Annotated in this window: 19 protein-coding genes; 9 read left to right on the forward strand and 10 right to left on the reverse strand. The window is 54.4% G+C overall.

Features of this window, described 5'->3' with window-relative positions; all coding sequences use genetic code 11:
• The first annotated feature begins 7 nt into the window (after positions 1 to 7).
• Positions 8 to 898 (forward strand): LysR substrate-binding domain-containing protein, encoded by an 891-nt coding sequence (locus ACOZIO_RS05110; RefSeq protein WP_129952669.1) that lies wholly within the window; start codon positions 8 to 10, stop codon positions 896 to 898.
• Positions 899 to 958: 60 nt separating this feature from the next.
• On the opposite strand, the gene ACOZIO_RS05115 is transcribed toward ACOZIO_RS05110, so the two are convergent.
• Positions 959 to 1,234, reverse strand: a complete 276-nt coding sequence (locus ACOZIO_RS05115) for a CBU_0592 family membrane protein (protein ID WP_015696885.1) — start codon at positions 1,232 to 1,234, stop codon at positions 959 to 961.
• A gap of 217 nt (positions 1,235 to 1,451) precedes the next feature.
• Between ACOZIO_RS05115 and ACOZIO_RS05120 the strand changes: the two genes are divergently transcribed.
• The 5 genes from ACOZIO_RS05120 to ACOZIO_RS05140 are packed head-to-tail and all read left to right on the forward strand — an operon-like array spanning position 1,452 to position 8,485.
• A complete protein-coding gene (locus ACOZIO_RS05120) occupies positions 1,452 to 3,035 on the forward strand; it encodes an ABC transporter substrate-binding protein (protein ID WP_129952668.1) in 1,584 nt (527 codons plus the stop codon).
• Complete coding sequence (locus tag ACOZIO_RS05125) at positions 3,035 to 3,982, forward strand: ABC transporter permease (protein ID WP_129952794.1); 948 nt, start codon at positions 3,035 to 3,037, stop codon at positions 3,980 to 3,982. The genes ACOZIO_RS05120 and ACOZIO_RS05125 overlap by 1 nt, the downstream gene beginning before the upstream one ends.
• Before the next feature lie 11 nt (positions 3,983 to 3,993).
• A complete protein-coding gene (locus ACOZIO_RS05130) occupies positions 3,994 to 4,821 on the forward strand; it encodes an ABC transporter permease (protein WP_129952667.1) in 828 nt (275 codons plus the stop codon).
• The gene (locus ACOZIO_RS05135; RefSeq protein ID WP_129952666.1) at positions 4,818 to 6,461 is read left to right on the forward strand and encodes an ABC transporter ATP-binding protein; all 1,644 of its coding nucleotides are present in this window, start codon (positions 4,818 to 4,820) and stop codon (positions 6,459 to 6,461) included. The genes ACOZIO_RS05130 and ACOZIO_RS05135 overlap by 4 nt, the downstream gene beginning before the upstream one ends.
• The gene (locus ACOZIO_RS05140; RefSeq protein ID WP_421595031.1) at positions 6,458 to 8,485 is read left to right on the forward strand and encodes a CocE/NonD family hydrolase; all 2,028 of its coding nucleotides are present in this window, start codon (positions 6,458 to 6,460) and stop codon (positions 8,483 to 8,485) included. The genes ACOZIO_RS05135 and ACOZIO_RS05140 overlap by 4 nt, the downstream gene beginning before the upstream one ends.
• Before the next feature lie 102 nt (positions 8,486 to 8,587).
• Here the strand turns inward: ACOZIO_RS05140 and ACOZIO_RS05145 are convergent, their stop codons facing one another.
• Positions 8,588 to 9,034 carry a winged helix-turn-helix transcriptional regulator gene (locus ACOZIO_RS05145; RefSeq protein ID WP_129991881.1) on the reverse strand — a complete coding sequence of 149 codons (447 nt, stop codon included), beginning with the start codon at positions 9,032 to 9,034 and terminating at the stop codon, positions 8,588 to 8,590.
• A gap of 112 nt (positions 9,035 to 9,146) precedes the next feature.
• Here ACOZIO_RS05145 and ACOZIO_RS05150 point away from each other — a divergent pair, with 112 nt between their 5' ends.
• On the forward strand, positions 9,147 to 9,941 hold the full coding sequence (locus ACOZIO_RS05150; RefSeq protein WP_129991882.1) for an SDR family NAD(P)-dependent oxidoreductase: 795 nt from the start codon (positions 9,147 to 9,149) through the stop codon (positions 9,939 to 9,941).
• A gap of 92 nt (positions 9,942 to 10,033) precedes the next feature.
• On the forward strand, positions 10,034 to 10,723 hold the full coding sequence (locus ACOZIO_RS05155) for a fumarylacetoacetate hydrolase family protein (protein WP_129952662.1): 690 nt from the start codon (positions 10,034 to 10,036) through the stop codon (positions 10,721 to 10,723).
• A 20-nt stretch (positions 10,724 to 10,743) separates the two neighbouring features.
• Here the strand turns inward: ACOZIO_RS05155 and ACOZIO_RS05160 are convergent, their stop codons facing one another.
• The 8 genes from ACOZIO_RS05160 to ACOZIO_RS05195 all read right to left on the reverse strand — a co-directional run bounded on the left by ACOZIO_RS05160 (position 10,744) and on the right by ACOZIO_RS05195 (position 20,471).
• Positions 10,744 to 11,550 (reverse strand): hypothetical protein, encoded by an 807-nt coding sequence (locus ACOZIO_RS05160; protein ID WP_129952661.1) that lies wholly within the window; start codon positions 11,548 to 11,550, stop codon positions 10,744 to 10,746.
• Positions 11,550 to 11,747 (reverse strand): hypothetical protein, encoded by a 198-nt coding sequence (locus tag ACOZIO_RS05165; RefSeq protein WP_129952660.1) that lies wholly within the window; start codon positions 11,745 to 11,747, stop codon positions 11,550 to 11,552. Before ACOZIO_RS05165 ends, ACOZIO_RS05160 begins: the two co-directional genes overlap by 1 nt.
• A 136-nt stretch (positions 11,748 to 11,883) precedes the next feature.
• Entirely contained in the window at positions 11,884 to 13,365 is a 1,482-nt protein-coding gene (gene ansP / locus ACOZIO_RS05170) for an L-asparagine permease (RefSeq protein ID WP_129952659.1), read from the reverse strand.
• Between the two features lie 239 nt (positions 13,366 to 13,604).
• Positions 13,605 to 14,444, reverse strand: coding sequence for a transcriptional antiterminator BglG (bglG, locus tag ACOZIO_RS05175; protein WP_129952658.1), 840 nt, complete (start codon positions 14,442 to 14,444; stop codon positions 13,605 to 13,607).
• Positions 14,445 to 14,568: 124 nt separating this feature from the next.
• Positions 14,569 to 15,804, reverse strand: a complete 1,236-nt coding sequence (locus ACOZIO_RS05180) for a carbohydrate porin (protein ID WP_238485985.1) — start codon at positions 15,802 to 15,804, stop codon at positions 14,569 to 14,571.
• Positions 15,805 to 16,097: 293 nt separating this feature from the next.
• Positions 16,098 to 17,495, reverse strand: coding sequence for a glycoside hydrolase family 1 protein (locus tag ACOZIO_RS05185; RefSeq protein ID WP_129991883.1), 1,398 nt, complete (start codon positions 17,493 to 17,495; stop codon positions 16,098 to 16,100).
• Positions 17,496 to 17,517: 22 nt separating this feature from the next.
• Entirely contained in the window at positions 17,518 to 19,392 is a 1,875-nt protein-coding gene (gene bglF / locus ACOZIO_RS05190) for a PTS beta-glucoside transporter subunit IIABC (protein ID WP_421595035.1), read from the reverse strand.
• Positions 19,393 to 19,697: 305 nt separating this feature from the next.
• Entirely contained in the window at positions 19,698 to 20,471 is a 774-nt protein-coding gene (locus ACOZIO_RS05195; RefSeq protein ID WP_129991884.1) for an SDR family NAD(P)-dependent oxidoreductase, read from the reverse strand.
• A 118-nt stretch (positions 20,472 to 20,589) separates the two neighbouring features.
• Here ACOZIO_RS05195 and ACOZIO_RS05200 point away from each other — a divergent pair, with 118 nt between their 5' ends.
• Positions 20,590 to 21,492, forward strand: a complete 903-nt coding sequence (locus tag ACOZIO_RS05200) for a LysR family transcriptional regulator (protein WP_129991885.1) — start codon at positions 20,590 to 20,592, stop codon at positions 21,490 to 21,492.
• Positions 21,493 to 21,570 lie beyond the last annotated feature (78 nt).

Raw genomic sequence — 21,570 nt, forward strand, 5'->3', positions numbered from 1 at the left:
CTTTACCGTGCAGATAGAACCGTTACCGCCACTGAACACGCTGGTGGCTTTTGAATGCGTGGCGCGTTATTGCAGTTTTTCCCGGGCAGCCGATGAGCTGAATCTTACTCAAAGTGCCATCAGCCGCCAGATCATCCAGCTGGAGGAAATGCTCGGGTGTAAGCTTTTCCAGCGCGCTCAGCGTAAAACGACCCTGACGCCACGCGGTGAAACCTATGCGCATCAGGTGCGTAAATTACTGGGCGATATTTCGCAATCCACGGCGGAAGTCATGGGCTGGAATGGTTTACCGCAGGTCACACTGGCCTGTACCAGCGCCATGAGCGGCCTGTGGTTGTCGTCCCGCCTGTCGTTATTGCGCCAGCTTTTGCCCGATTTGCAAATCCGCATGAAAATTTCCGACAGCTTTTCAGACCTTAAGTCATCAGAATTTGATCTGGCTATCTTCTATCTGCGTGAGCCGCCGCCCGGATACCACGTTCAGGCGTTGTTTGACGAAGTATGTTATCCGATGTGCTCACCGCAATTTCTGGCTCGTCTTCCGCCGGAGGCCAGCGCCGCCGATCTTCTGGAACAAACCCTGCTGATTCAGGATGATCCACAGCGTGAATGGACAGGCTGGCGCGACTGGTTTGCCTCACAGGGTGTCAGCTTCGTGACGCCGCGCAGAACGTGGCGCGCCAATAATTATCCGTTCCTGGTGCAATCGGCAGTGCTGGGCGACGGGATATTGCTCGGCTGGGAAGGACTCGTGCAGGATTATATCAATAACGGCCAGCTTGTCGCCGCGCATCCCGGCAAACTGGCGGCGGCAGGAAAATGCTACATGCTGACGCCGCAGGATCGGTTCCTCAAACCCATGGTACACAAAGTTATTAACTGGCTGAAACAGCCTTAAATAGTTTGCTTCCTCCCCTGTGAAGGGGAGATGGAGATTAATAAGAATCTTATATGTTAATTATATATCCGTCGGCGGGATTTTATTCCTTTCAAGGTATCTGCGTTTTCTCGCCGAATTCATGCCAATTAATGTAAATAATAGCCAGCATGACTGTGAAATACAGGATGCAAGGTTAAAATCATGACTTAATGAATACAGACCAAACACACCGCCGATTATATTAAGATAGGCGTAACTGTTAGCATCAACCGCTAGCCTGCGCATTTGAACCAGCGCATAAGCCAGAAGATAGCAAAACACGCCAATTAAGCCGACAACCGTATGCAGTTCCACCGGTCACTTCCCTTTTCAGACGTTGGTAGATCAGAAAAATAAAGCTTTTCAGGGTGTTCTGCCGCGCATTTTTCGCATACCCTCATGATAAATTCTCATGCAAGTTCAACAGGGGGTTTTGATATAAATCATCAAGGCAAACCATTGCGCCCATTGATCCACCCGGGATATTTCACCTGCACCTAAAAAATTCCAGCACGTACTATGGAGAAAATTAATGAAAGATAATAATTCCCCTTTGACGAAATTAATGCAGGATGCACAACTTAGCCGTCGCGGCTTTATTACCAGCGCTTCCGCTGTGGGTATTACGAGTGCCATGGGCTTTTCACCGTTCTCTGCTTTTGCTGCTGAACCGAAAAAAGGCGGCATATTAAAACTGGGTATGTCAGGGGGAAATACCAGTGATACGCTGGACCCGACATTATTTAGCGACTGGGTCCCGCTAAATCAGGCATATATGCTGATGAACGGCCTGATTGAAATTGACGAAAATAACAAAGCCACACCTGAATTATTCTCCGCGTGGGAGGCCAAACCCGGTGCTGCTGAATGGGTGTTTACCCTGCGCGAGGGCGTGACTTTCCATAACGGTAAGACGCTGGATGCCGATGACATTCTTTACTCCATCAACCTGCATCGCGGCGACAAATCCAAAAGCGCGATCAAGTCCCAGCTGGCCCCGATCACCGGTCTGACTAAACAGGGCGATAAGCAGATCCTGATCACGCTTGAAAGCGGCAACGCCGACCTGCCCTATCTGCTGGCGGATTACCATCTGGTGGTGGTACCGGCAGGCTTCACCGACTGGTCTCACCCGATTGGTACCGGTGGTTTTATCTTTGATCAGTACGAACCGGGTGTACGATCGCTGTTTAAACGCAACCCGAATTACTGGAAACCGGATCGCGCCTTTGTCGATGCCGTGGAAGTGCTGGTCATCAACGACCCGACCGCCCGCACCAACGCCCTGATTTCCGGTCAGGTTCACGCCATTAACCGCGTTGATTTCAAAACCGTCGACTTCCTTAAACGCAGCCCGGCACTGAACATTATTCGTTCTTCCGGCGGCCAGCATTTCACCTTCCTGATGGACTGCAGCGTTGCGCCGTATAACAACAACGATGTGCGCATGGCAATTAAACACGGCATAGACCGTCAGAAAATCCTCGACACCGTGCTGCGTGGCTACGGCTCGCTGGGCAATGACCACCCGATCCCTAAGACCGATCGCTTCTTCAATCACAGTCTGGAACAGCGCGTTTACGATCCGGACAAATCGAAGTTCTATCTGAAAAAAGCCGGTCTGACGGATCTTAAAATCGAACTGTCCTCCTCTGACGCCGCTTTTGCCGGTGCGCTCGACGCCGCCGCTTTGTTCCAGGGGCAGGCACAGAAAGGCGGTATTCAGGTCAACATTAAACGCCAGCCCGCCGACAGCTACTGGGACGATGTATGGATGAAAGCACCGTTCAGCATGGGTTACTGGGGCGGGCGTCCGACCGCTGACCAGATGTTCTCCACCGCCTATCAGTCGACGGCGAAATGGAATGACACCCACTGGAAAGATGAGAAGTTTGACGCCTTGCTGTTGCAGGCCCGTTCACTGCTCGATGAGGGCAAACGGGCCGAAATTTATGGCGAGCTGCAAAGTATCGTGCGCGATAACGGTGGCGCGATGATCCCGCTGTTCGGCGATTATCTTGATGCGGCCAGCAAAAAAGTCGGCGGTATCAAACCCCACCCGATGTTCAACTTCATGGGTGGTCGTCTGGCCGAGCGCGTCTGGCTGGAGGCATGATGAAGAAAAGGATTTTACAGCGGATCCTGTCAGGCATTGTCACGCTGTGGCTGGTTTCTGTGCTGATTTTTATCGGCACGGAAATGCTGCCCGGCGACGTCGCGACGGCCATTTTAGGCCAGAGTGCCACGCCTGAAACCGTGGCCGCGTTGCGTCTGCAACTCGGGCTGGATGAGCCGTCAGTGCTACGTTATCTGCACTGGCTGGCGGGCATTATGCATGGTGACTTAGGACAGTCGCTGGCGAACGGGCGTGCCATCAGCGATGAATTATTGCCACGTCTGGCAAACACCCTGTTCCTTGCCGGATATGCGGCGGTGATCGCGATACCGCTTGCCGTCGGTTTAGGCATCGCATCCGCCATCTGGCGCGGTTCCGTTTTTGACCGGCTGGCGAATACCCTGACGCTAATCAGTATTTCGGTGCCGGAATTTTTTGTCGGCTACATTCTGGTCATCGCTTTCGCTATCCGGCTGACATGGTTCCCGAGTCTGGCAATGGTGGACAGCAGTTCCTCGTTCATCGACCGTCTTTACGTCTGTACGCTGCCGATGGTTACCCTGACGCTGGTCGTGCTGGCGCATATGCTGCGCATGACGCGTGCATCAGTCACCGCAGTGATGGCCAGCCCGTACATTGAAAGCGCGGTGTTGAAAGGCATTCCGCGATGGCGGATTGTGGTATCTCACGCCCTGCCCAACGCCCTTGCGCCAATCATTAATGTCGTCGCGTTCAATCTGGCGTATCTGGTGGTGGGTGTCATCCTGGTGGAAGTGGTGTTTGTCTATCCGGGCATCGGGCAATACATGGTGGATGCGGTCACCAAACGCGACCTGCCGGTGGTTCAGGCCTGCGGCCTGCTGTTTGGCGGCACCTATATTTTTCTCAACACCACCGCCGATTTACTGGCGATCTGGTGCAATCCACGCCTGCGCCATGCGCGCTGAAGAGGGAACGCATGAACCGATATTTCATTAACATCCCGCTGTCGGCCTGGATTGGTATTGTGATCATTGCGGTGAACCTGCTGGCCGCTATTTTTGCGCCGTGGCTCGCGCCGCACAGTGAAACTGAACAGGTCGGTGACATTTGGTTGCTGCCCTCCGCCGCCACGCCATTTGGCACCGACAGTCTCGGTCGCGACATGCTGTCACGCATCCTGTTTGGTGCCCGCACCACCATTGCTATCGCGCTGACTATCACCTTCAGTTCTTTCATCATCGGCATCGTCACCGGCTTTACGGCGGCGATTTACGGTAAATGGGTGGATATGGTGCTGTCGCGCATCGTCGATACCGTGATGTCGATTCCGGTGCTGATTTTTGCGCTGATCGTATTGTCCGTGATGGGCACCTCTGTTCCCGTGCTGGTGCTGACCATCGCCCTGCTTGATGCCACCCGTGTGTTTCGTCTGGCACGGCTGGTAGCGCAGGCAATTGTCTGTCAGGAATATGTTGAAGCGGCGCGTTTGCGTGGCGAGGGGCTGCGCTGGGTGCTGTTCCGGGAAATCCTGCCTAACGCCCTGCCGCCGCTGCTGGCGGAGTTTGGCATGCGCTTCTGCTTTACCTTCCTGTTTATCGCGGGCTTAAGCTTCTTAGGGCTGGGCATTCAGCCGCCGTATGCCGACTGGGGCAGCATGGTGCGTGACAATGCTCAGGCGATTAACTTTGGTCAGTTCGCCCCGCTATATCCGGCAGCAGCGATTGCCTTGCTGACGATTGGCGTCAATCTGGTGGTCGACTGGCTGCTGGCACGTAACAGCCTGCCGCATGGAGACGAAGCATGACACGCACGATTTTAGAAATGCGCGGCCTGCGCATCGAGACCCTCGACGGTTCGCCGCTGGTGCAGGATATCTGTCTGAAACTGGCAGCCGGTGAAGTGCTCGGCCTGATTGGCGAATCCGGCGCAGGGAAATCGACCATCGGACTGGCGGCGCTCGGCTATGCACGTCAGGGTTGCCGGATTGCCGGTGGCGAAGTCTTGCTGGACGGCACGGATATCGTTTCTCAGCCTTCGCATATCAAACGTCAATGGCGCGGCAAGCGCGTGGCGTATGTGGCGCAAAGCGCAGCAGCCTCGTTTAATCCGGCGCTGACCATCGAAAAACAGGTCTGCGAAGGCCCGATCCGCCACGGTCTGATGAGCCAGGAAGAGAGCCGCCAGTGGGCGATTTCGCTGTTCCGCTCGCTGGATTTACCGGACCCTGAAAACATTGGCAAACGTTACCCGCATCAGTTGTCCGGTGGCCAGCTTCAGCGTGCAATGGCCGCCATGGCCATGTCCTGTAAGCCTGATTTACTGATTATGGACGAGCCGACTACCGCACTGGACGTCACCACGCAGATTGAAGTGTTGGTGATGCTGCGCAAACTGGTGCGCGAGTTCAACACGGCGGCGCTGTATATCACGCACGACCTGGCCGTTGTCGCCCAGCTTGCTGACCGGATTATGGTGCTGCGGCACGGCAAAGAAGTGGAAACTGGCAGCACGCAGACCATTCTGGAAAATCCGCAGCAGGAATATACCCGCAGACTGGTGGCGGAACGCGAACACGCCCTGACACCACTGACCGGCGGCCATGAAACCGCCGGTCAGCCGTTGCTGACGATGCGCAAACTGAGCACCGGCTACAACGGTAAGCAGGTAGTGCATGACGTCAGCCTGCAACTGCCGCGCGGCAAAACGCTGGCGATTATCGGCGAATCCGGCAGCGGAAAAAGTACGCTGGCACGGGCGCTGGTGGGTTTACTGACGGATACCGAAGGCTCGGTGGATTTCGACGGCATTTCGCTTTCACATCATTTCCATCAGCGCGATAAAGAAACGCTGCGCCGCATGCAGATGATTTATCAGTTGCCTGACGTGGCGCTGAATCCGCGCCAGACACTGCTGGATATCATCGGCCGCCCGCTGACATTCTATTTCGGCATGAACAAAAAGCAGGTGCGTGAGCGTGTGGAAGAATTACTGCGACTCACCGAACTGCCGGTCAAACTGATCGACCGTCGCCCCGGCGAGCTTTCCGGCGGGCAGAAACAGCGCGTCTGCATCGCCCGTGCGCTGGCTGCGCAGCCGGAACTGATTATCTGTGATGAGGCGACGTCAGCGCTCGATCCGCTGGTGGCGGAAGAAGTACTGAATCTGTTGCGCCGCTTACAGGAACAACTCGGGCTGTCGTACCTGTTTATCACCCATGATTTAGGTACGGTGAAACGTATCGCCCATCAGGTGGCCGTGATGTATCAGGGTCAGGTGGTCGCCAGCGGCGATACTGACGTGGTCTTCAGCGCCCCCATGCACAGCTATACCGAAAAACTGCTGACCTCCGTACCGGAAATGCGCACCAGCTGGCTGGATGACGTTCTCGTCCAGCGTGGCACGGCGCTACCTGCGGCAGCGATTTCCCCGACAGGAGTCTTATGAACACCAAACGCATCGTGACTGAATTCCCGCACGCCGTCACCGTGACTGAACATCTGTGGATCCCGCTCCGTGATGGCACGCGTCTCGCTGCCCGCCTGTGGCTGCCGGACGACGCTGAACAGCAACCGGTTCCTGCGATCCTCGAATACATCCCTTACCGCAAACGCGACGGGACCCGCACCCGCGACGAACCGATGCACGGTTTCTTCGCCGGCAACGGCTACGCCGTGGTGCGGGTGGATATGCGTGGCAGCGGCGAATCCGACGGATTACTGGCCGATGAATACCTGCTTCAGGAGCAGGACGACGCACTGGAAGTCATTGAGTGGATCGCTGCACAACGCTGGTGCAGCGGCAATGTGGGCATGATGGGCAAATCCTGGGGGGGCTTTAACGGTCTGCAGGTCGCTGCCCGCCGCCCTGCCGCCCTGAAAGCCATCATCACTGTCTGCTCCACCGACGACCGTTACCACGACGATATTCACTACAAAGGCGGCTGTCTGCTCAACGACAATCTCTGGTGGGGCGGCATTATGCTGGCGTATCAAAGCCGCCCGTCGGATCCGGCGCTGGTCGGTGAAAGCTGGTACAAAGACTGGCTGAACCGTCTGGAAAACATGCCGTTCTTCCCGGCATTATGGATGGAACATCCGCTGCGCGATGAATACTGGCAGCACGGTTCCGTATGCGAAGACTGGCCGGCAATCCAGTGTCCGGTCATGGCCATCGGCGGCTGGGCCGACGCCTACAGTAACGCCGTGTTCCGCCTGATGGATAATCTGAAAGTGCCACGCCGCGCCATTCTCGGCCCGTGGGCACATATTTATCCGCAGGACGGCACACCGGAGCCGGCAATTGGTTTCTTACAGGAAGCCGTGCGCTGGTGGGATCACTGGCTGAAAGGTGAAGACAATGGCGCGATGGAAGGCCCGATGATCCAAACCTGGTTGCAGGACAGTCAGCCGCCATCGGCGATGCGTCCGGTCAGCCGTGGCGAATGGGTGGGATTTGATCGCGGCACCGCCAGCAATATCAGTCACAGCCCGCGATGGCTGACACGCGGCCAGCTCAATACCCAACCGGACGTTGATGCCGGGGTGCTCAATATCTGTTCGCCGCAAAACCATGGCCTGATGGCCGGTGAATGGATGGGCGCAGGCGTGCCCGGCGAAATGCCGCCGGATCAGCGTGTCGATGACGGCATGGCGGAAATCTTCGACGGAGAACCGCTGGCTGAACCGCTGACCATTTTCGGCTTCCCGGAATTTACCGTCGAACTGAGCAGCGATAAACCCGCCGCCATGTTGTATGTCCGGCTTTCTGACGTCGCGCCGGACGGTTCGGTAAACCGTGTCACGCACGGGTGGCTGAATTTGTCGCATCTGCACGGCCATGACCAATCTGTGCCCCTTATTCCCGGCCAGAAAGTCAAAGTGCCGGTACAACTGGACGGTATCGCACACCGTTTTGCCACCGGCCACCGGATGCGGCTCTCGCTGGCCACCACCTTCTGGCCGATGATCTGGCCGATGCCTGAAGCCGCGACGCTGACGTTAGATTTGCACAGCGCGCAACTCAGCCTGCCGGTGTGCGGGCAACCGGTGTCGGTTGATGGCCCGATCAGGGAACCACAAAGCGCACCGCTGACGCCGCAAACTGTACTGTCCCCCGGCCGCGTTGACCGTAACATCACTTACGATTTCCTCACGGACAGCTGGACCAGCGTCACGCATGGCGTGGGGGGCGTATTCGGCGAAGGCGTTTACCGCTTTGATGATATCGACACCACCGTCGACCACAGTCTGCGTCGTGAACTGACGGTCAGTAACAGCGATCCGCTTTCCGCCCGTTATCTGCTCACACAGACCATGAAAATGGGACGTGAAGGCTGGTGGATGGAGGCGGAAATTACGCTTGAACTGCGCAGCGACCTGACGCATTTCATCGTCAGCGGTGATATGGTCGTCAGCCTCAATGGTGAGGAAGAGTTTACGAAATACTGGCATGAGAGGATTGCGCGGTAAACTTGCTCCTCCCTTTCTCAGGCGCGGGAGCCGATCGCGTCATTGCGGGTTTCGCTTTTAGCTCCTCCCCTTCACAGGGGAGGAGCTGATCGAATTCAAATTTTAAATCTCAGGAATAATCGCCGTAATATCCCGGCTCTCAAGTACCCGCCCGTCCTGCGCGTGGATCTCCAGCTTACGCAGCGGCTGGCGGCTTTCGATATCCACCAGTTGCGTACAGGCTTCGCCTTCTTCAAACAAATATTCACTTCCCCACTGCCCCAGCGCGACCAGCACCGGTTGCAGCGCCCGCCCTTTTTCGGTCAGTACGTAATCCTGATACGCCGAGCCGTCGGCAGCGGGTTCAATCTTTAAAATGCCTTCTGCCACCAGCGCCTTAAGCCGGGTGCTGAGAATGTTTTTCGCCGCCCCCAGACTGCGCTGGAATTCGCTGAATCGCGAGATGCCGTACATCGCGTCGCGGACAATCAGCAATGTCCACCAGTCGCCGATTAAATCCAGCGCACGGCCAGCCGGACAAGGCGTGTTTTCCAGACGGGTTCGTTTCATGGCACTTCCTGCTTAATGCGTTTAAGAAAATCTGGTTGCATTATAAAACCACCGGTGCTAAAAATCATCTGGTTTTATTATTAAACCAATTACTCAACACCGAGGTTATACCATGTCAGATACAACTCGCTCTCAGCCCCTGGCCTTAATCACCGGCGCATCCACCGGCATTGGCGCAACCTATGCCGATCGCCTGGCGAAACGTGGTTACGATTTAATCCTCGTTGCCCGTGACGTTCAACGCCTGAACGCGCTGTCGGACCGCCTGCAACAGGAAACCGGCGTCAGCGTCACTGTGCTGCCTGCCGATTTAACCCGCAGCGAAGATTTAACCCGCGTTGAGGAATTTATCCGCGCTACACCGCAGATTTCGCTGCTGGTGAATAATGCCGGCGCTTCGCTGAAAGCCGGTTTTGAAAACAGCGACGCCAATGCCATCGAAAATCTGATCGCCCTGAACGTTACCTCCGTCGCACGTCTTTCCCGCGTGGCCTTCGACGGCCTGATCAGCCACAAAGACGGGGCAATTATCAATATTGCATCTGTCATGGCGCTGGCACCGGAATTGCAGTCTGCGGTGTATTCCGCCACCAAAGCCTTTGTACTTACCTTCAGCCAGACGCTGCAATTTGAAATGGCCGGACGCGGTCTGTACGTTCAGGCGGTGCTGCCTGCCGCAACGCGTACAGAAATCTGGGAACGTTCTGGCAAAAATATCGATGAAGTCCCGGGCGTGATGGAAGTGGGTGAACTGGTGGATGCCGCCTTACTGGGCTTTGACCGCAAAGAAAAAATCACCATTCCACCACTACAGGACGAAAAACAGTGGAACGATTTTGATGCCCTGCGCGGTGCGATGGTGCCAAACTTCCTGCAGGCTCATGCCGCACCGCGTTACAAAGCCTGACAGTGAGACATTGACCAGTAACATAAATTTACTGGTCAATGTGGATTCGCTTTGCAAATATGTTAATTCGATAACTTTGTGAAGTGAATGCGATGACTGAATATGTAATTGCTGCACCTGAAGTTCCGTCTCTCGCCGTCGAAGGCCAGAGCGCCCGTTTCCCGTTGCGCCGCGTGTATTGCGTTGGGCGCAACTATTCCGAGCACGCCCGCGAAATGGGCCATGATCCTGATCGCGAACCCCCTTTCTTCTTTGGCAAACCGGCTGATGCCGTGGTTCCCGCCAGCGGCAATGTGCCCTATCCGACCCTGACCGAAGACCTGCACTATGAAGTGGAGCTGGTCGTCGCGATGGCAAAAGGCGGTAAAAATATTGCCGCTGAAGACGCACTGTCACACGTCTGGGGTTACACCGTGGGTGTGGATTTGACCCGTCGCGATATTCAGGCACAGGCCAAGAAACTGGGACGTCCGTGGGATTTCGCCAAAGGGTTTGATGCTTCCGCACCGGCGAATCCGCTGCTGCCGGTGAGTGAGACAGGTCATCCGGCGGCCGGTAAAATCTGGCTCGACGTGAACGGTGAGAAACGTCAGCGCGGTGATTTGAGCGACCAGATCTGGCAGGTGGCGGACGTTATCAGCTATCTGTCTCAGGCGGTGGAACTCAAACCTGGTGATCTGATCTATACCGGTACACCAGCCGGTGTGGGACCGGTCGTGCGCGGTGACGTGATCACCGGCGGCATCGAAGGTCTGAGTGATTTCAGCTTCACTATCGTGTAATACCTGCGGGACGCCTTATTTCAGGCGTCCTTCTCGCCAATTTTCCGGGCCATTTCTTCCTCAATCAGCGGAATAAGTTTCTTAAACGCGCAGGCGCTTGAGGGATCAAACAGCGACAGGGTTTCTATCTGGCTCAGTAAAATCACCTTTCGAAATTTCAATACACTCACCGGTTCTGACACAGGTGTGATGCCATGTTCCTGATAATAGCGGGCATAATTGTGCTCGACGCGCAGCTCCAGCGTATCTTTATCGCGATAGCCGCTGACCATCGGGATCACCACAACGTTGTCTGATGAACTCGTTTCACATTTTGCGGTATGTACCATGCCGATATATACGCGCCGCGACTGTAACGTGATAAACACCATATCGCCCTCTTCCATACACTGATACAACAGCCCTTCCACGCCGTTGGCGCGGGTGAGTTGTTTGTACAGTTGTTTGCGTCCGGCAGTATTGAGGCGTAAGCCCGGCGACCAGGTGGTGCGCACCAGGCACAGCATCACGGAAACGGCAAGCATAATCACCACCGGTGCCTGAATGCCTAAAAAGCTCCAGTTGATGAAATCACGATGGTAGTGCACATCCTGTTGCTGATGCGCCAAAGCAGGCAGCCAGTTGATGACGTCAGAAATCCCCCACAGCACCAGATACACCAGCGCGATGACCAGCACCCCCTGCAGGACAAAAATACAGCCATACAGAGCCACCAAAAAATAGACGTCCCAGCCGAAGGTGCGTTTAAGTTTGAAACGCGATGAAATGTCTCGGGTGGTGTACCAGTAGCCGCAGACCATTAAGACCATGAAAACCGCTGTCGCCATTACAGTACGCTCATACGTTTGACGTGACGGGCAAAGTCTTTCTGCATCTCCTGATTAGCCAGGTTGACTGACGCCGTACCGTTTTCATCAATCAGAATACGCTCACCTTCTTCCAGCGTGTTATCCCTGTCTGCGGTACTTAGCAGCCCGAGGAATTTTTCCGGGCTGGAGAATATGTGTAAAAAAATCTTCAACATTTGCTCCCTCTCATCATAAAAGAATAAGCCTAGTCAAAGGAGAGAGGCACTATGGCTGTTTCGGATTTTTTTACCGGGCACGAATGAAAAAGGGCCACCTTCACGGCAGCCCTTTGCTGAAAATCTGCGAAACGAATTATTTCGCGTTAAGACTTGCCTGATGCGCTTCTTCCTGCTCAGCCTGTTCGGCATGCACTTCAGCCGCACGTTTGCGCAGACCAATCCAGCCCAGGACCAGCAGGAGGATCAGCACCGGGATGGTCGCCACCGTGTAGGTGCCGTTCGGGTAGTCAAAGGCCATCAGGATCAGCACGCCCGCCAGGAACGCCAGCGTCAGCCATGAGGTTACCGGTGCCCACGGCATCTTGAAAGACACGTCTTTTGCACGGCCTTCTTTGATGGCAGTACGCAGTTTCATCTGACAGACAATAATGAAAGCCCATGAACTGAGGATGCCGAGTGAGGCGACGTTCAGGACGATCTCAAACACCTGTGAAGGCACGTAGTAGTTGAGAATAACACCAACAATGTAGATGCCGACAGTCACCAGAATACCGGCGTACGGCACCTGCTGCGCACTCATCTTAGACATGAATTTCGGTGCTGAGCCGCCCATCGACAGGGAACGCAGAATACGACCGGTGGAATACAGTCCGGAATTCAGGCTCGAAAGCGCCGCCGTCAGCACCACGATATTCATGATAGTACCGATGTAAGGCACGCCCAGCTTACTAAAGAAGGTAACAAACGGACTTTGCCCCGCCTGATACGCATTCCATGGCAGCAGCAGAACCAGCAGCACCACGGAGCCGACGTAGAACAAGGCAATACGCCAGATAACGCTGTTAATGGCTTTCGGCAGCACTTTCTCAGGATCTTTAGTTTCGCCCGCTGCGGTACCGACCAGTTCGATGGCTGCGAATGCAAAGACCACGCCCTGCACCAGAACCAGCGCCGGCAACAGCCCGTGCGGGAAAATACCGCCGTTGTCGGTGATCAGATGCAGGCCGGTGGCGTTACCGTCCAGTTGTTTGCCGGTGCCGAGGAACACCACACCAACCACCAGGAAGATAGCGATCGCGGCCACTTTGATCAGCGCAAACCAGAATTCCATCTCAGCAAACCATTTCACGCCAATCATGTTCATGGTGGCGACAATCGCCAGTGCGCCCAACGCAAACATCCATTGCGGAACATCACCGAAGGTTCCCCAGTAGTGCATGTACAGAGCCACTGCGGTGATGTCGACAATGCCGGTCATCGCCCAGTTCAGGAAGTACATCCAGCCTGCTACATAAGAAGCTTTTTCACCCAGAAACTCACGGGCATAGGATACGAAGCTGCCGCTGGTCGGACGGTGTAAAACCAGTTCGCCCAGTGCACGCAAAATAAAGAATGAAAAAATACCACACACCGCATACACGATAGCGAGTGCCGGGCCTGCCATCTGTAAACGCGCCCCCGCGCCGAGAAACAGACCGGTACCGATAGAACCACCAATGGCAATCATCTGAACCTGACGATTGCCCATACTCTTGTGATAACCGTGATCGTGGGAATCCAGCCAGCGCCGTTTAGCCGCGTGCTTCGCCTCTGCCGTTTTCTTATGAGACTTCATTATGAGTTGTTCTCCAAAATAACCTTCACCTGACGCCGGGTGCTGCAAGCAAACGATTGCAAGCCTCGCCGTTTATGGGGTTTACCCACTGTAGTTTTTTTAGCCGGAACTGTTTTGGTGCAATAACGGCGAAGGATGCTACCTGTTCTCACTAACCGTGGCAAAAAAAACCGTCATAAAAAATTGTGAACAGTCATATTTCGCGATGCAAATTTTGCGTCTGCGTGCGGTCAGGACAATTATTTCGGCAGACTCTCTTTTCTCACCCGTTCGATATTAATGGAGAGATACATAATTTCTTCCGTGGTCAGTTCGCGCTGATATTGCGCGGCCAGATAATCGGCGATTTTTTCCGCGCACAACCACGCCTGCGGATAATTCTCTTTCACCGCCACATGCAGGGTCATGTCGTCGTCGGCCACCACCGTGCGGCTGAGCATGCGCTGGGCGAAGAATTTAAGATGGGTGACGAAACGCTGGTAGCTCAGCGCTTCTTCGTCATATTCGATACGCAGCTGGTATTTCACCAGATTGAGGATTTCCTGCATCACACGGGTGATCTGCGCCACTTCCGGCATTTCACCGTTAAGTTGTGCGTTGACCAGATGCAGGGCAATAAAGCCCGCTTCATCCACTGGCAGCCGTACGCCGAGACGGGTGTCGATGATCTCCAGCGCTTCCAGCCCGAGGGCATATTCTTTCGGGTAGAGACGGCGGGTTTCCCATAATAAGGCATTACTGATAGGCACTCCCTTCTTCTGCCGTTCAATGGCAAAATTGCAATGGTCGGTGAGTGCGATATACAGGTTTTCCTGGAGTTTCCCCAGCCGCCCGCGAGCCAGTGAAATAATCTGATCGCAGGTCGTCATCACTTCCATCGGAATATGCGACAACAGCTCCGTCAGATGTGCGACCAGTTCGTCATTCTGCAGGGCGAAGACTTTCTCGATTTTGCTGTCATCCAGTTCATCCCCGGCTTTCTTCATAAACGCCAGCCCGCGTCCCATAACGACCTGTTCGCGCTGCTGTTCGTTGACGACAACCACCACATTATTATTGAGTATTTTGGCGATTTTCATTGTGACTCCCTGAAAAGAAAAACCCAATCGTCCGTACGGATGATCAGGTTTTGTCTGCCGCAGTCTGCGGATCTGCCTGTTAATTTTACCAGATCCGATCCGCAGTCAGGCGTAAATTTTGTACTCAGAACGTGACGATGGCCTTAAGTCCGGTCACCCAGGCATCCTGCGTTTCCTTCACCCCGCCCGGCCGGTACCAGTATTGCAAATCCGGTTGCAAAACCAGCCATGAACGCACTTTGATCTGATAATACAGATCGGCGTTGACGGAATGGCCTGACAGCGGCGTATACAGCGGATTGCCGTAATCATCGACCTGATAAAGAGTATTCAGGTTTTCCTGATTCTGACGGTAATGGTTACTCATCTGAATATGTGTCACACCCAGGCCCAGCCAGTCTTCCGGACGCGCATCAAACAGCCCGCGATAGCGCAGGGAAGCCGCCTGCGTGTAATGAATGGTATTACTGCGCTGGTCGCCTACTCCCAGGCTGTATGACACGCTCATGCCACGGTTCGGATCATCACCGCGCTGTGTGATCTGCTGGTTGAAGCCGGTATACATAAACCAGGTGCTGCTGTGTTTGCGGTAACCTTGCGGATCCGTTGCGCCGACACTTTGCGTTTTCCCCTGCGACAAATCGGTTTGCGGCGAATTGGTATACAGCAGGCCGAAGTTATAAATACCCGGCAAACCATTCACCTTGGTTTTCAGTTCCGCTTCCATCGGCAGCAGGATACCGCGGGCGCCTTTCAGGGAACCGCTCCAGGCGTATTTACGATCCGACGCGTCCGGGTTCTGTTCCATGATGCCGGTTTTCAGCGTCAGTTCCGATGTCAGTTTGTACTGAACCGTGGTGCCCCAGTAATGTTTATTCCAGTTGTACCAGGTCATGGAGTTGGCGGATTTACCGCCGCACTGGCTCAGCAACTGAAAATCACAGGGGATTATCTGGTCGAAGTCCTGATTTTTGTTCATCATGCCGATGCGCCAGTGCAGTTTGCGATCATCGAAACTACGGCCAAAGGTCAGCCAGCCCAGACGGGTTATGGACTGTCCGCCCCAGCTCTCCTGCGCAAGGTCGTTAAATCCGACGCGCGGATCCTGTGTACGTTCTGTGGTCAGATTATCGTTGTGGTTACGGTTAACAATGTTCCCTTCGATGGCCGCGTCGGGAATGCCGGTGTACATTTCCAGATCCTGCGTAAAAGTCAGCGAGAACTGATCGATATACGCCAGATGTTTATCATGGTTGTAACCGCCACCAGCGTTGTAAGAGGATTCACTCAGATAACCGAGCTGATAATGGAAACCGTGGTCTTCGATGATCGGACGGATACCCAGCATATCGCCGAACATGCCCTCGCCCGGCGCTTCAAAACCAAGCACGGTACCGTTCCAGTTACCGGCGGCCTGGGCAGCATGATTATGTAGTGCAGAGAAACACAATACCCAAAATCCATATTTCAGCAGGTGCTTTATTTTATTATTTTCTTTATATTCAGGTGTCGGAGAAGTCAGAGAAAGTGTCATCATTATATTTCCGTCTGATTATTTTAAATGATCATTATTGTTATTTTTAATACAGAGCGAACAGGCGGCTTATAATTTATAAGCCGCAGGGTTATCTATTATTAATGGCAAAAGTCAGATCAGGATTTTAAAGATGCGCCGTTTGAACTAATCACTTCCTGATACCAGAAGAAGCTTTTCTTACGGCGGCGCTCCAGCGTGCCATTACCCTGATCATCACGGTCAACATAGATATAACCGTAGCGTTTGGAGAATTCCGCTTTCGAGGCACTGACCAGATCAATCGGCCCCCAGCTGGTATAGCCCATGACTTCCACGCCATCTTCAATGGCTTCACGCACCTGAACCAGGTGGTCATTGATGTACTGAATGCGGTAATCATCATGAATGCTGCCGTCAGCTTCAACTTTATCGCGCGCGCCCAAACCGTTCTCGACAATAAATAACGGTTTCTGATAACGGTCATAAAGCTCGTTCATTAAGAAGCGCAAACCCTCCGGGTCAATCTGCCATCCCCATTCGGAACTTTGCAGATGCGGGTTCGGCACCATATTTAATATATTGGCACGCGCTTTAATATTTTGCTCTTCATCCGTGGTGACACAACCGGTCATATAATAACTGAATGAGATAAAATCAACGGTTTCTTTTAACGCCGCTTTATCTTCCGCCGTAATAGTAATGTCCATGCCACGATCTTTAAAGAAACGCTGCATATAAGCCGGATAGGCACCCCGTACCTGAACATCGCCGAAGAATAACCAGTCGCGGTTTTGCTGCAACGTTTCCATCATATCGGCCGGTTTGCAGGTCAGCGGATACAGCATGCCCCCGAGCAACATATTACCGATTTTACCGTCAGGAATAATCTCGTGACAGGCTTTAACCGCTTTGGCACTGGCAACCAGCTGATGGTGGATGGCCTGATAAACTTCCTGCTTGCTGCTGTCTTCCGGCAGTCCCACGCCGGTGAACGGCGCATGCAGCGACATATTGATCTCGTTAAAGGTCAGCCAGTGCTTCACTTTATCTTTATAGCGGGTGAACACGGTACGGGCGTAATTTTCAAAGAAACCGATGGTGTCGCGACTGCCCCAGCCACCGTGTTTCTTCACGAGGCCGTACGGCATTTCGTAGTGAGAAAGCGTCACCAGCGGTGTAATACCGTATTTTGCCATTTCATCAAACAGGCGGTCGTAGAATGCCAGACCCGCTTCATTCGGCTGTGATTCATCACCCTGCGGGAAGATACGCGTCCAGGCGATTGAGGTACGCAGCACGGTAAAGCCCATTTCGGCGAACAATTTCATGTCCTGCGGATAACGGTGATAGAAGTCGATGGCGACATCTTTCACGCCGAAATCCCCTTCCGTACGTTCCTGCACCGGGCCGAAAACTCCCTGCGGTTGTAGATCTGATGTGGATAAGCCTTTACCGTCTGTCAGGTATGCCCCCTCCACCTGATTGGCTGCGACGGCTCCGCCCCATAAGAATCCGTTTGGGAATTGTTTGTTCATATGAACCTCCAGGCTCTGTTCGTTAGCGTAATAAAGTCAGTAAAGGGGTCTGTTCGCGGGCATCCTGTCCGACACCGGCCGGAATGACGTCAAGATAATCATCGCTGTTGGTGACAATCACTGGGGTAGTCAGGTCATAACCCGCATCCGTAATGCCCTGCAAATCGAATTCCAGAAGCAGATCACCCTGTTTCACCACCGCATCGACAGCAACGTGTGGCGTAAAGAATTTGCCGTCGAGTTTCACGGTGTCGATGCCGACGTGGATCAAAATTTCTGCGCCGCTTTCCGATTCAATTCCGATGGCGTGATGGGTTTTGAACAGTGAAACCACCGTGCCATCCACCGGTGACACGACTCTTCCGCTGACAGGCACAATGGCCACACCTTTACCCAGCAACCCGCTGGCAAATGTCGGATCTTTCACAGTATCGAGCGCGATACACGGACCGCTCATCGGGCTGGCAACCAGCGTTTTGCCACGCGGTGCCTGGATGGCTTCCGCTTTGGCCTTTTCGCTGACTGCCGGTGCGACCGCTTCTTCTTTCATCCCGAAGAAATAAGTCGCCAGTGCGGCAAACAGTATGGCAATCAGGGTGCCGGCAATCGCCGCCGTCACCGTGTTATTAAACCCTGCCGGCGGAATAATTTGGGTGAAGGTGAAAATACTGGGGAAACCGAAGGAGTAGGCAGTCGTCTGGAAATAGCCGAGGATCGCCGCGCCCAGCGCCCCGCCGATGCAGCCGAAAATGAACGGACGGCGATGCGGCAAGGTGATGCCATAGACCGCCGGTTCAGTAATACCGAAAATCCCGGCGCTGATCGCCGACCCTGCCAGCGCTTTGGTACGGGCATCTTTGGTGCGCAGCATCACACCAGCGACCGCACCGACCTGCCCCATCACCGCAGGCAGTAACAGCGGAAGCATAGTGTCATGGCCGAGCACGCTGAAGTTGTTGATCATCAGCGGCACCAGCCCCCAGTGCAGACCGAAGATCACACACACCTGCCACAGCGCACCCATAAAGGCACCCGCGACCATCGGGCTGACGTGATAAACAAACTGGTAGCCATTGGCCAGTTGCTGACTGGCCCAGGTCGCCACCGGACCGATAACCAGGAATGTCAGCGGCACAATCACCATTAGGCAGATTAATGGTGTAATAAAGTTACGCAGCGCGCCGGGCAAAATTTTCATTGCCCGCTTTTCCAGCCAGCTTGATGCCCACGCGGCCAGGATCACCGGGATAACCGAAGAGGTATAATTGATAAAGACCAGCGGGATGCCGAAGAAATGCTCACCCTGTGCGCCAGACTGCTGTGCATTAAAGGCGGCAATCATCAGCGGATGCACCATCGCGCCGCCAATCATCATGGTCACAAACGGGTTACCGCCGAATTTTTTACCGGCGGTATAACCGATCACCAGCGGGAAGAAATAGAACATAGCGTCGCTGGCGGCGAACCAGACTTTATAGGTCCCGCTTTCCGGCACCATCCAGCCGCAGGCCAGCGCCAGTGCCAGAAAACCTTTCAGGATCCCTGATGCGGCCATAATGCCAATAAACGGCGTGAAGATGCCTGAGATGACATCGATGGCTCTTGCAAACAAACTGTCTTTTTCGCCGGTGTCGTCGTCACCGCTGTCGGAAAGCGCGCTGCCTTTCACCAGCGCGTCATACACTGCACCGACGTGGTTGCCGATCACCACCTGAAACTGACCGCCGCTCTCGACCACCATGATTACGCCCGGATTTTCTTTCAGCCCGGCTGCATCGGCTTTACGGGTGTCTTTGAGTTTAAAACGTAAGCGGGTGGCGCAATGCACCACACTGTTAACGTTGTCCTTTCCGCCCACTCCGCGGAGAATTTCATCGGCTAATGTTCTGTATTCCATAGTGTCATCTCATCAGAGTAATGGCGTCGTGCACGACATTGCCGTTGTGTTTCAAAGGGGCGGCCGGCCCCTGAATTCAGGCCAAAAAAAAACCTAAATTTCCCGATTCTTTGCGATACACAAAGAAATGAGAAATTTAGGTTTTGCCTGTCAGACAGTAACAATCCTGCTTTCTGAACCGGATTCTCTGGCGAATCGTAAACAGAAACAAGTCGTAATATCTGCCGGATGATGAAATTGTGATCGGCTTCAGATTTTATGCAGACAGACGCCCGTCCCTGAGCCTCCGTCTCTTTTCGTCTTATCTAGCGCAACCCCGCCACCGTGAATCCACCATCCACCAGCAGATTCTGACCGGTCACAAACCTCGCTTCATCGCTGCACAGCCACGCCACCACGTCGCCGACATCTGCCGGTTGGCCCACGCGCCCCGCCGGGGTCAGCCGCACAAAAGGGATCAGCGTTTCTTCATTGGCTCCCAGCCGCCGCGCCATGGGGGTATCGATAATGCCGGGATTAACGTTATTGATGCGGATATTCTGCGCACCGGTTTCCAGTGCTATAGCGCGGATCATCGCGTCAAGTCCGCCTTTGCTGGCGGAATACGCCGCAGAGCCAATACTTGCTCCGTGCGCCAGCCAGGAAGAGGTATTCACAATCGCGCCGCCACGCCCTGCGGCGGTCATGGCTTCCAGCTGATATTTCACTGACAGCCAGACGCCTTTCAGATTAGTGGCAATCACCCGGTCAAATTCTGCTTCTGTCATGTCACTGACCGGCGCAAAGCCTTCCACACCCGCGTTATTAAACGCGGCGTCCAGCCGCCCGTACTGTGCCAGCGTCGCGGCAATAAGATGCCGGACCTGTGCGCTGTCTGACACATCGGTCGGCACCGCCAGAGCATCACCGCCGCGTTCGCGGATCATCATCACCGTTTCCTGCAGTTCTGTTTCCCGTCTGCCTGCCACCACGACGTTCGCCCCATCGCGTGAAAATGCCAGTGCAGCCGCCCGCCCGATGCCTGAACCGCCGCCGGTGACCAGCGCAACCCGACCCTTTAACCGTAATATCTGAGACATGTTTTCTCCCGTGGATGAATGTTCCGTACCGAGACCTGACTATAAGTGGATTGATTGATGTAAATAAGCCATGCTATATCGCATGCTTTACTGGCTCACATTCATCAACAGGAAACTCATGCGCCCCTGCGAATTTGGAGAACTGACCGCTTTTGTCGCCATAGCGGAAGAGAAGAGTTTCCGCAAAGCTGCGGCGCGGCTGAATTTAACGGCTTCAACGCTGAGTCATTCCTTACGGTCCCTGGAAGAGCGTCTGGGTGTACGGTTGCTGAACCGCACCACGCGGCAGGTGTCGCCAACCGAAGCGGGTATCGCCCTGCTGGCGGACATCGCTCCGGCATTGTTGGCCATCTCCGGCGCGGTAGAAAATATCAATGCTTTCAGGGAAATACCGAAAGGCACGGTGCGCATTAATACGCCGCGCATCGCCGCCGAAATGGTTTTCCTGCCACAGTTGCGTGAATTTTGTCAGCAGTTTCCGGATATCACGCTCGAACTTGCCACCAATGACGGTTTTGTGGACATCATCAGTGAGGGTTTTGATGCGGGGGTGCGCATCCGGGGCGATGTTCAGCAAGACATGAATGCTGTACGCCTGACTGCCGATTTTCACTCTGCGGTGTACGGTTCGCCGGATTATTTCGCACGACATCCGCAACCCCGAACGCCTGCCGATTTGAAAAATCATGCCTGCATTGGTCGTCGGGAAATTGCCAGCGGTTCGCTCTATCGCTGGGAGTTTGAAAAAGACGGGCGACAGGTGGCTGTGCCCGTCAGGGGGCCACTGGTGGTCGACAGCGTCAGCATGATGACCCGCATTGCACTCGACGGCGCCGGGCTGGTTTACAGCGCACAGAGTGCAGAACATGATGCGCTGGTGGCAGAAAGTAAGCTGATCCGGGTACTTGAAGACTGGTCGGTCACTTTTCCCGGATTCTTTCTCTACTACCCCGGCCACCGCCAGTTATCCGCCGCATTAAAAGCGGTAACCGGTTATTTCCGCTGGCGGGAAGCTTTATAAAACCATCGTCTCAGCCCGTTCACCGGCGATAATCTCCGGCACAATCATGTCCTGCGGCGGTTTTGTCAGACATATACC

This window comes from Rahnella sp. PD4, from assembly GCF_049199325.1.
Lineage (GTDB): Bacteria > Pseudomonadota > Gammaproteobacteria > Enterobacterales > Enterobacteriaceae > Rahnella > Rahnella perminowiae.

Excerpts from the sequence above, each read along its gene's own strand:
- ACOZIO_RS05140 (WP_421595031.1), top strand. The coding sequence starts at position 6,458 with ATGAACACCAAACGCATCGTGACTGAATTCCCGCACGCCGTCACCGTG.
- ACOZIO_RS05165 (WP_129952660.1), bottom strand. The coding sequence starts at position 11,747 with ATGTTGAAGATTTTTTTACACATATTCTCCAGCCCGGAAAAATTCCTC.
- ACOZIO_RS05160 (WP_129952661.1), bottom strand. The coding sequence starts at position 11,550 with ATGGCGACAGCGGTTTTCATGGTCTTAATGGTCTGCGGCTACTGGTAC.
- ACOZIO_RS05200 (WP_129991885.1), top strand. The coding sequence starts at position 20,590 with ATGCGCCCCTGCGAATTTGGAGAACTGACCGCTTTTGTCGCCATAGCG.
- ACOZIO_RS05135 (WP_129952666.1), top strand. The coding sequence starts at position 4,818 with ATGACACGCACGATTTTAGAAATGCGCGGCCTGCGCATCGAGACCCTC.
- bglG (WP_129952658.1), bottom strand. The coding sequence starts at position 14,444 with ATGAAAATCGCCAAAATACTCAATAATAATGTGGTGGTTGTCGTCAAC.
- ACOZIO_RS05120 (WP_129952668.1), top strand. The coding sequence starts at position 1,452 with ATGAAAGATAATAATTCCCCTTTGACGAAATTAATGCAGGATGCACAA.
- ACOZIO_RS05195 (WP_129991884.1), bottom strand. The coding sequence starts at position 20,471 with ATGTCTCAGATATTACGGTTAAAGGGTCGGGTTGCGCTGGTCACCGGC.
- ACOZIO_RS05180 (WP_238485985.1), bottom strand. The coding sequence starts at position 15,804 with ATGTTCGGCGATATGCTGGGTATCCGTCCGATCATCGAAGACCACGGT.
- ACOZIO_RS05150 (WP_129991882.1), top strand. The coding sequence starts at position 9,147 with ATGTCAGATACAACTCGCTCTCAGCCCCTGGCCTTAATCACCGGCGCA.
- ansP (WP_129952659.1), bottom strand. The coding sequence starts at position 13,365 with ATGAAGTCTCATAAGAAAACGGCAGAGGCGAAGCACGCGGCTAAACGG.
- ACOZIO_RS05185 (WP_129991883.1), bottom strand. The coding sequence starts at position 17,495 with ATGAACAAACAATTCCCAAACGGATTCTTATGGGGCGGAGCCGTCGCA.
- bglF (WP_421595035.1), bottom strand. The coding sequence starts at position 19,392 with ATGGAATACAGAACATTAGCCGATGAAATTCTCCGCGGAGTGGGCGGA.
- ACOZIO_RS05125 (WP_129952794.1), top strand. The coding sequence starts at position 3,035 with ATGAAGAAAAGGATTTTACAGCGGATCCTGTCAGGCATTGTCACGCTG.
- ACOZIO_RS05145 (WP_129991881.1), bottom strand. The coding sequence starts at position 9,034 with ATGAAACGAACCCGTCTGGAAAACACGCCTTGTCCGGCTGGCCGTGCG.
- ACOZIO_RS05155 (WP_129952662.1), top strand. The coding sequence starts at position 10,034 with ATGACTGAATATGTAATTGCTGCACCTGAAGTTCCGTCTCTCGCCGTC.
- ACOZIO_RS05130 (WP_129952667.1), top strand. The coding sequence starts at position 3,994 with ATGAACCGATATTTCATTAACATCCCGCTGTCGGCCTGGATTGGTATT.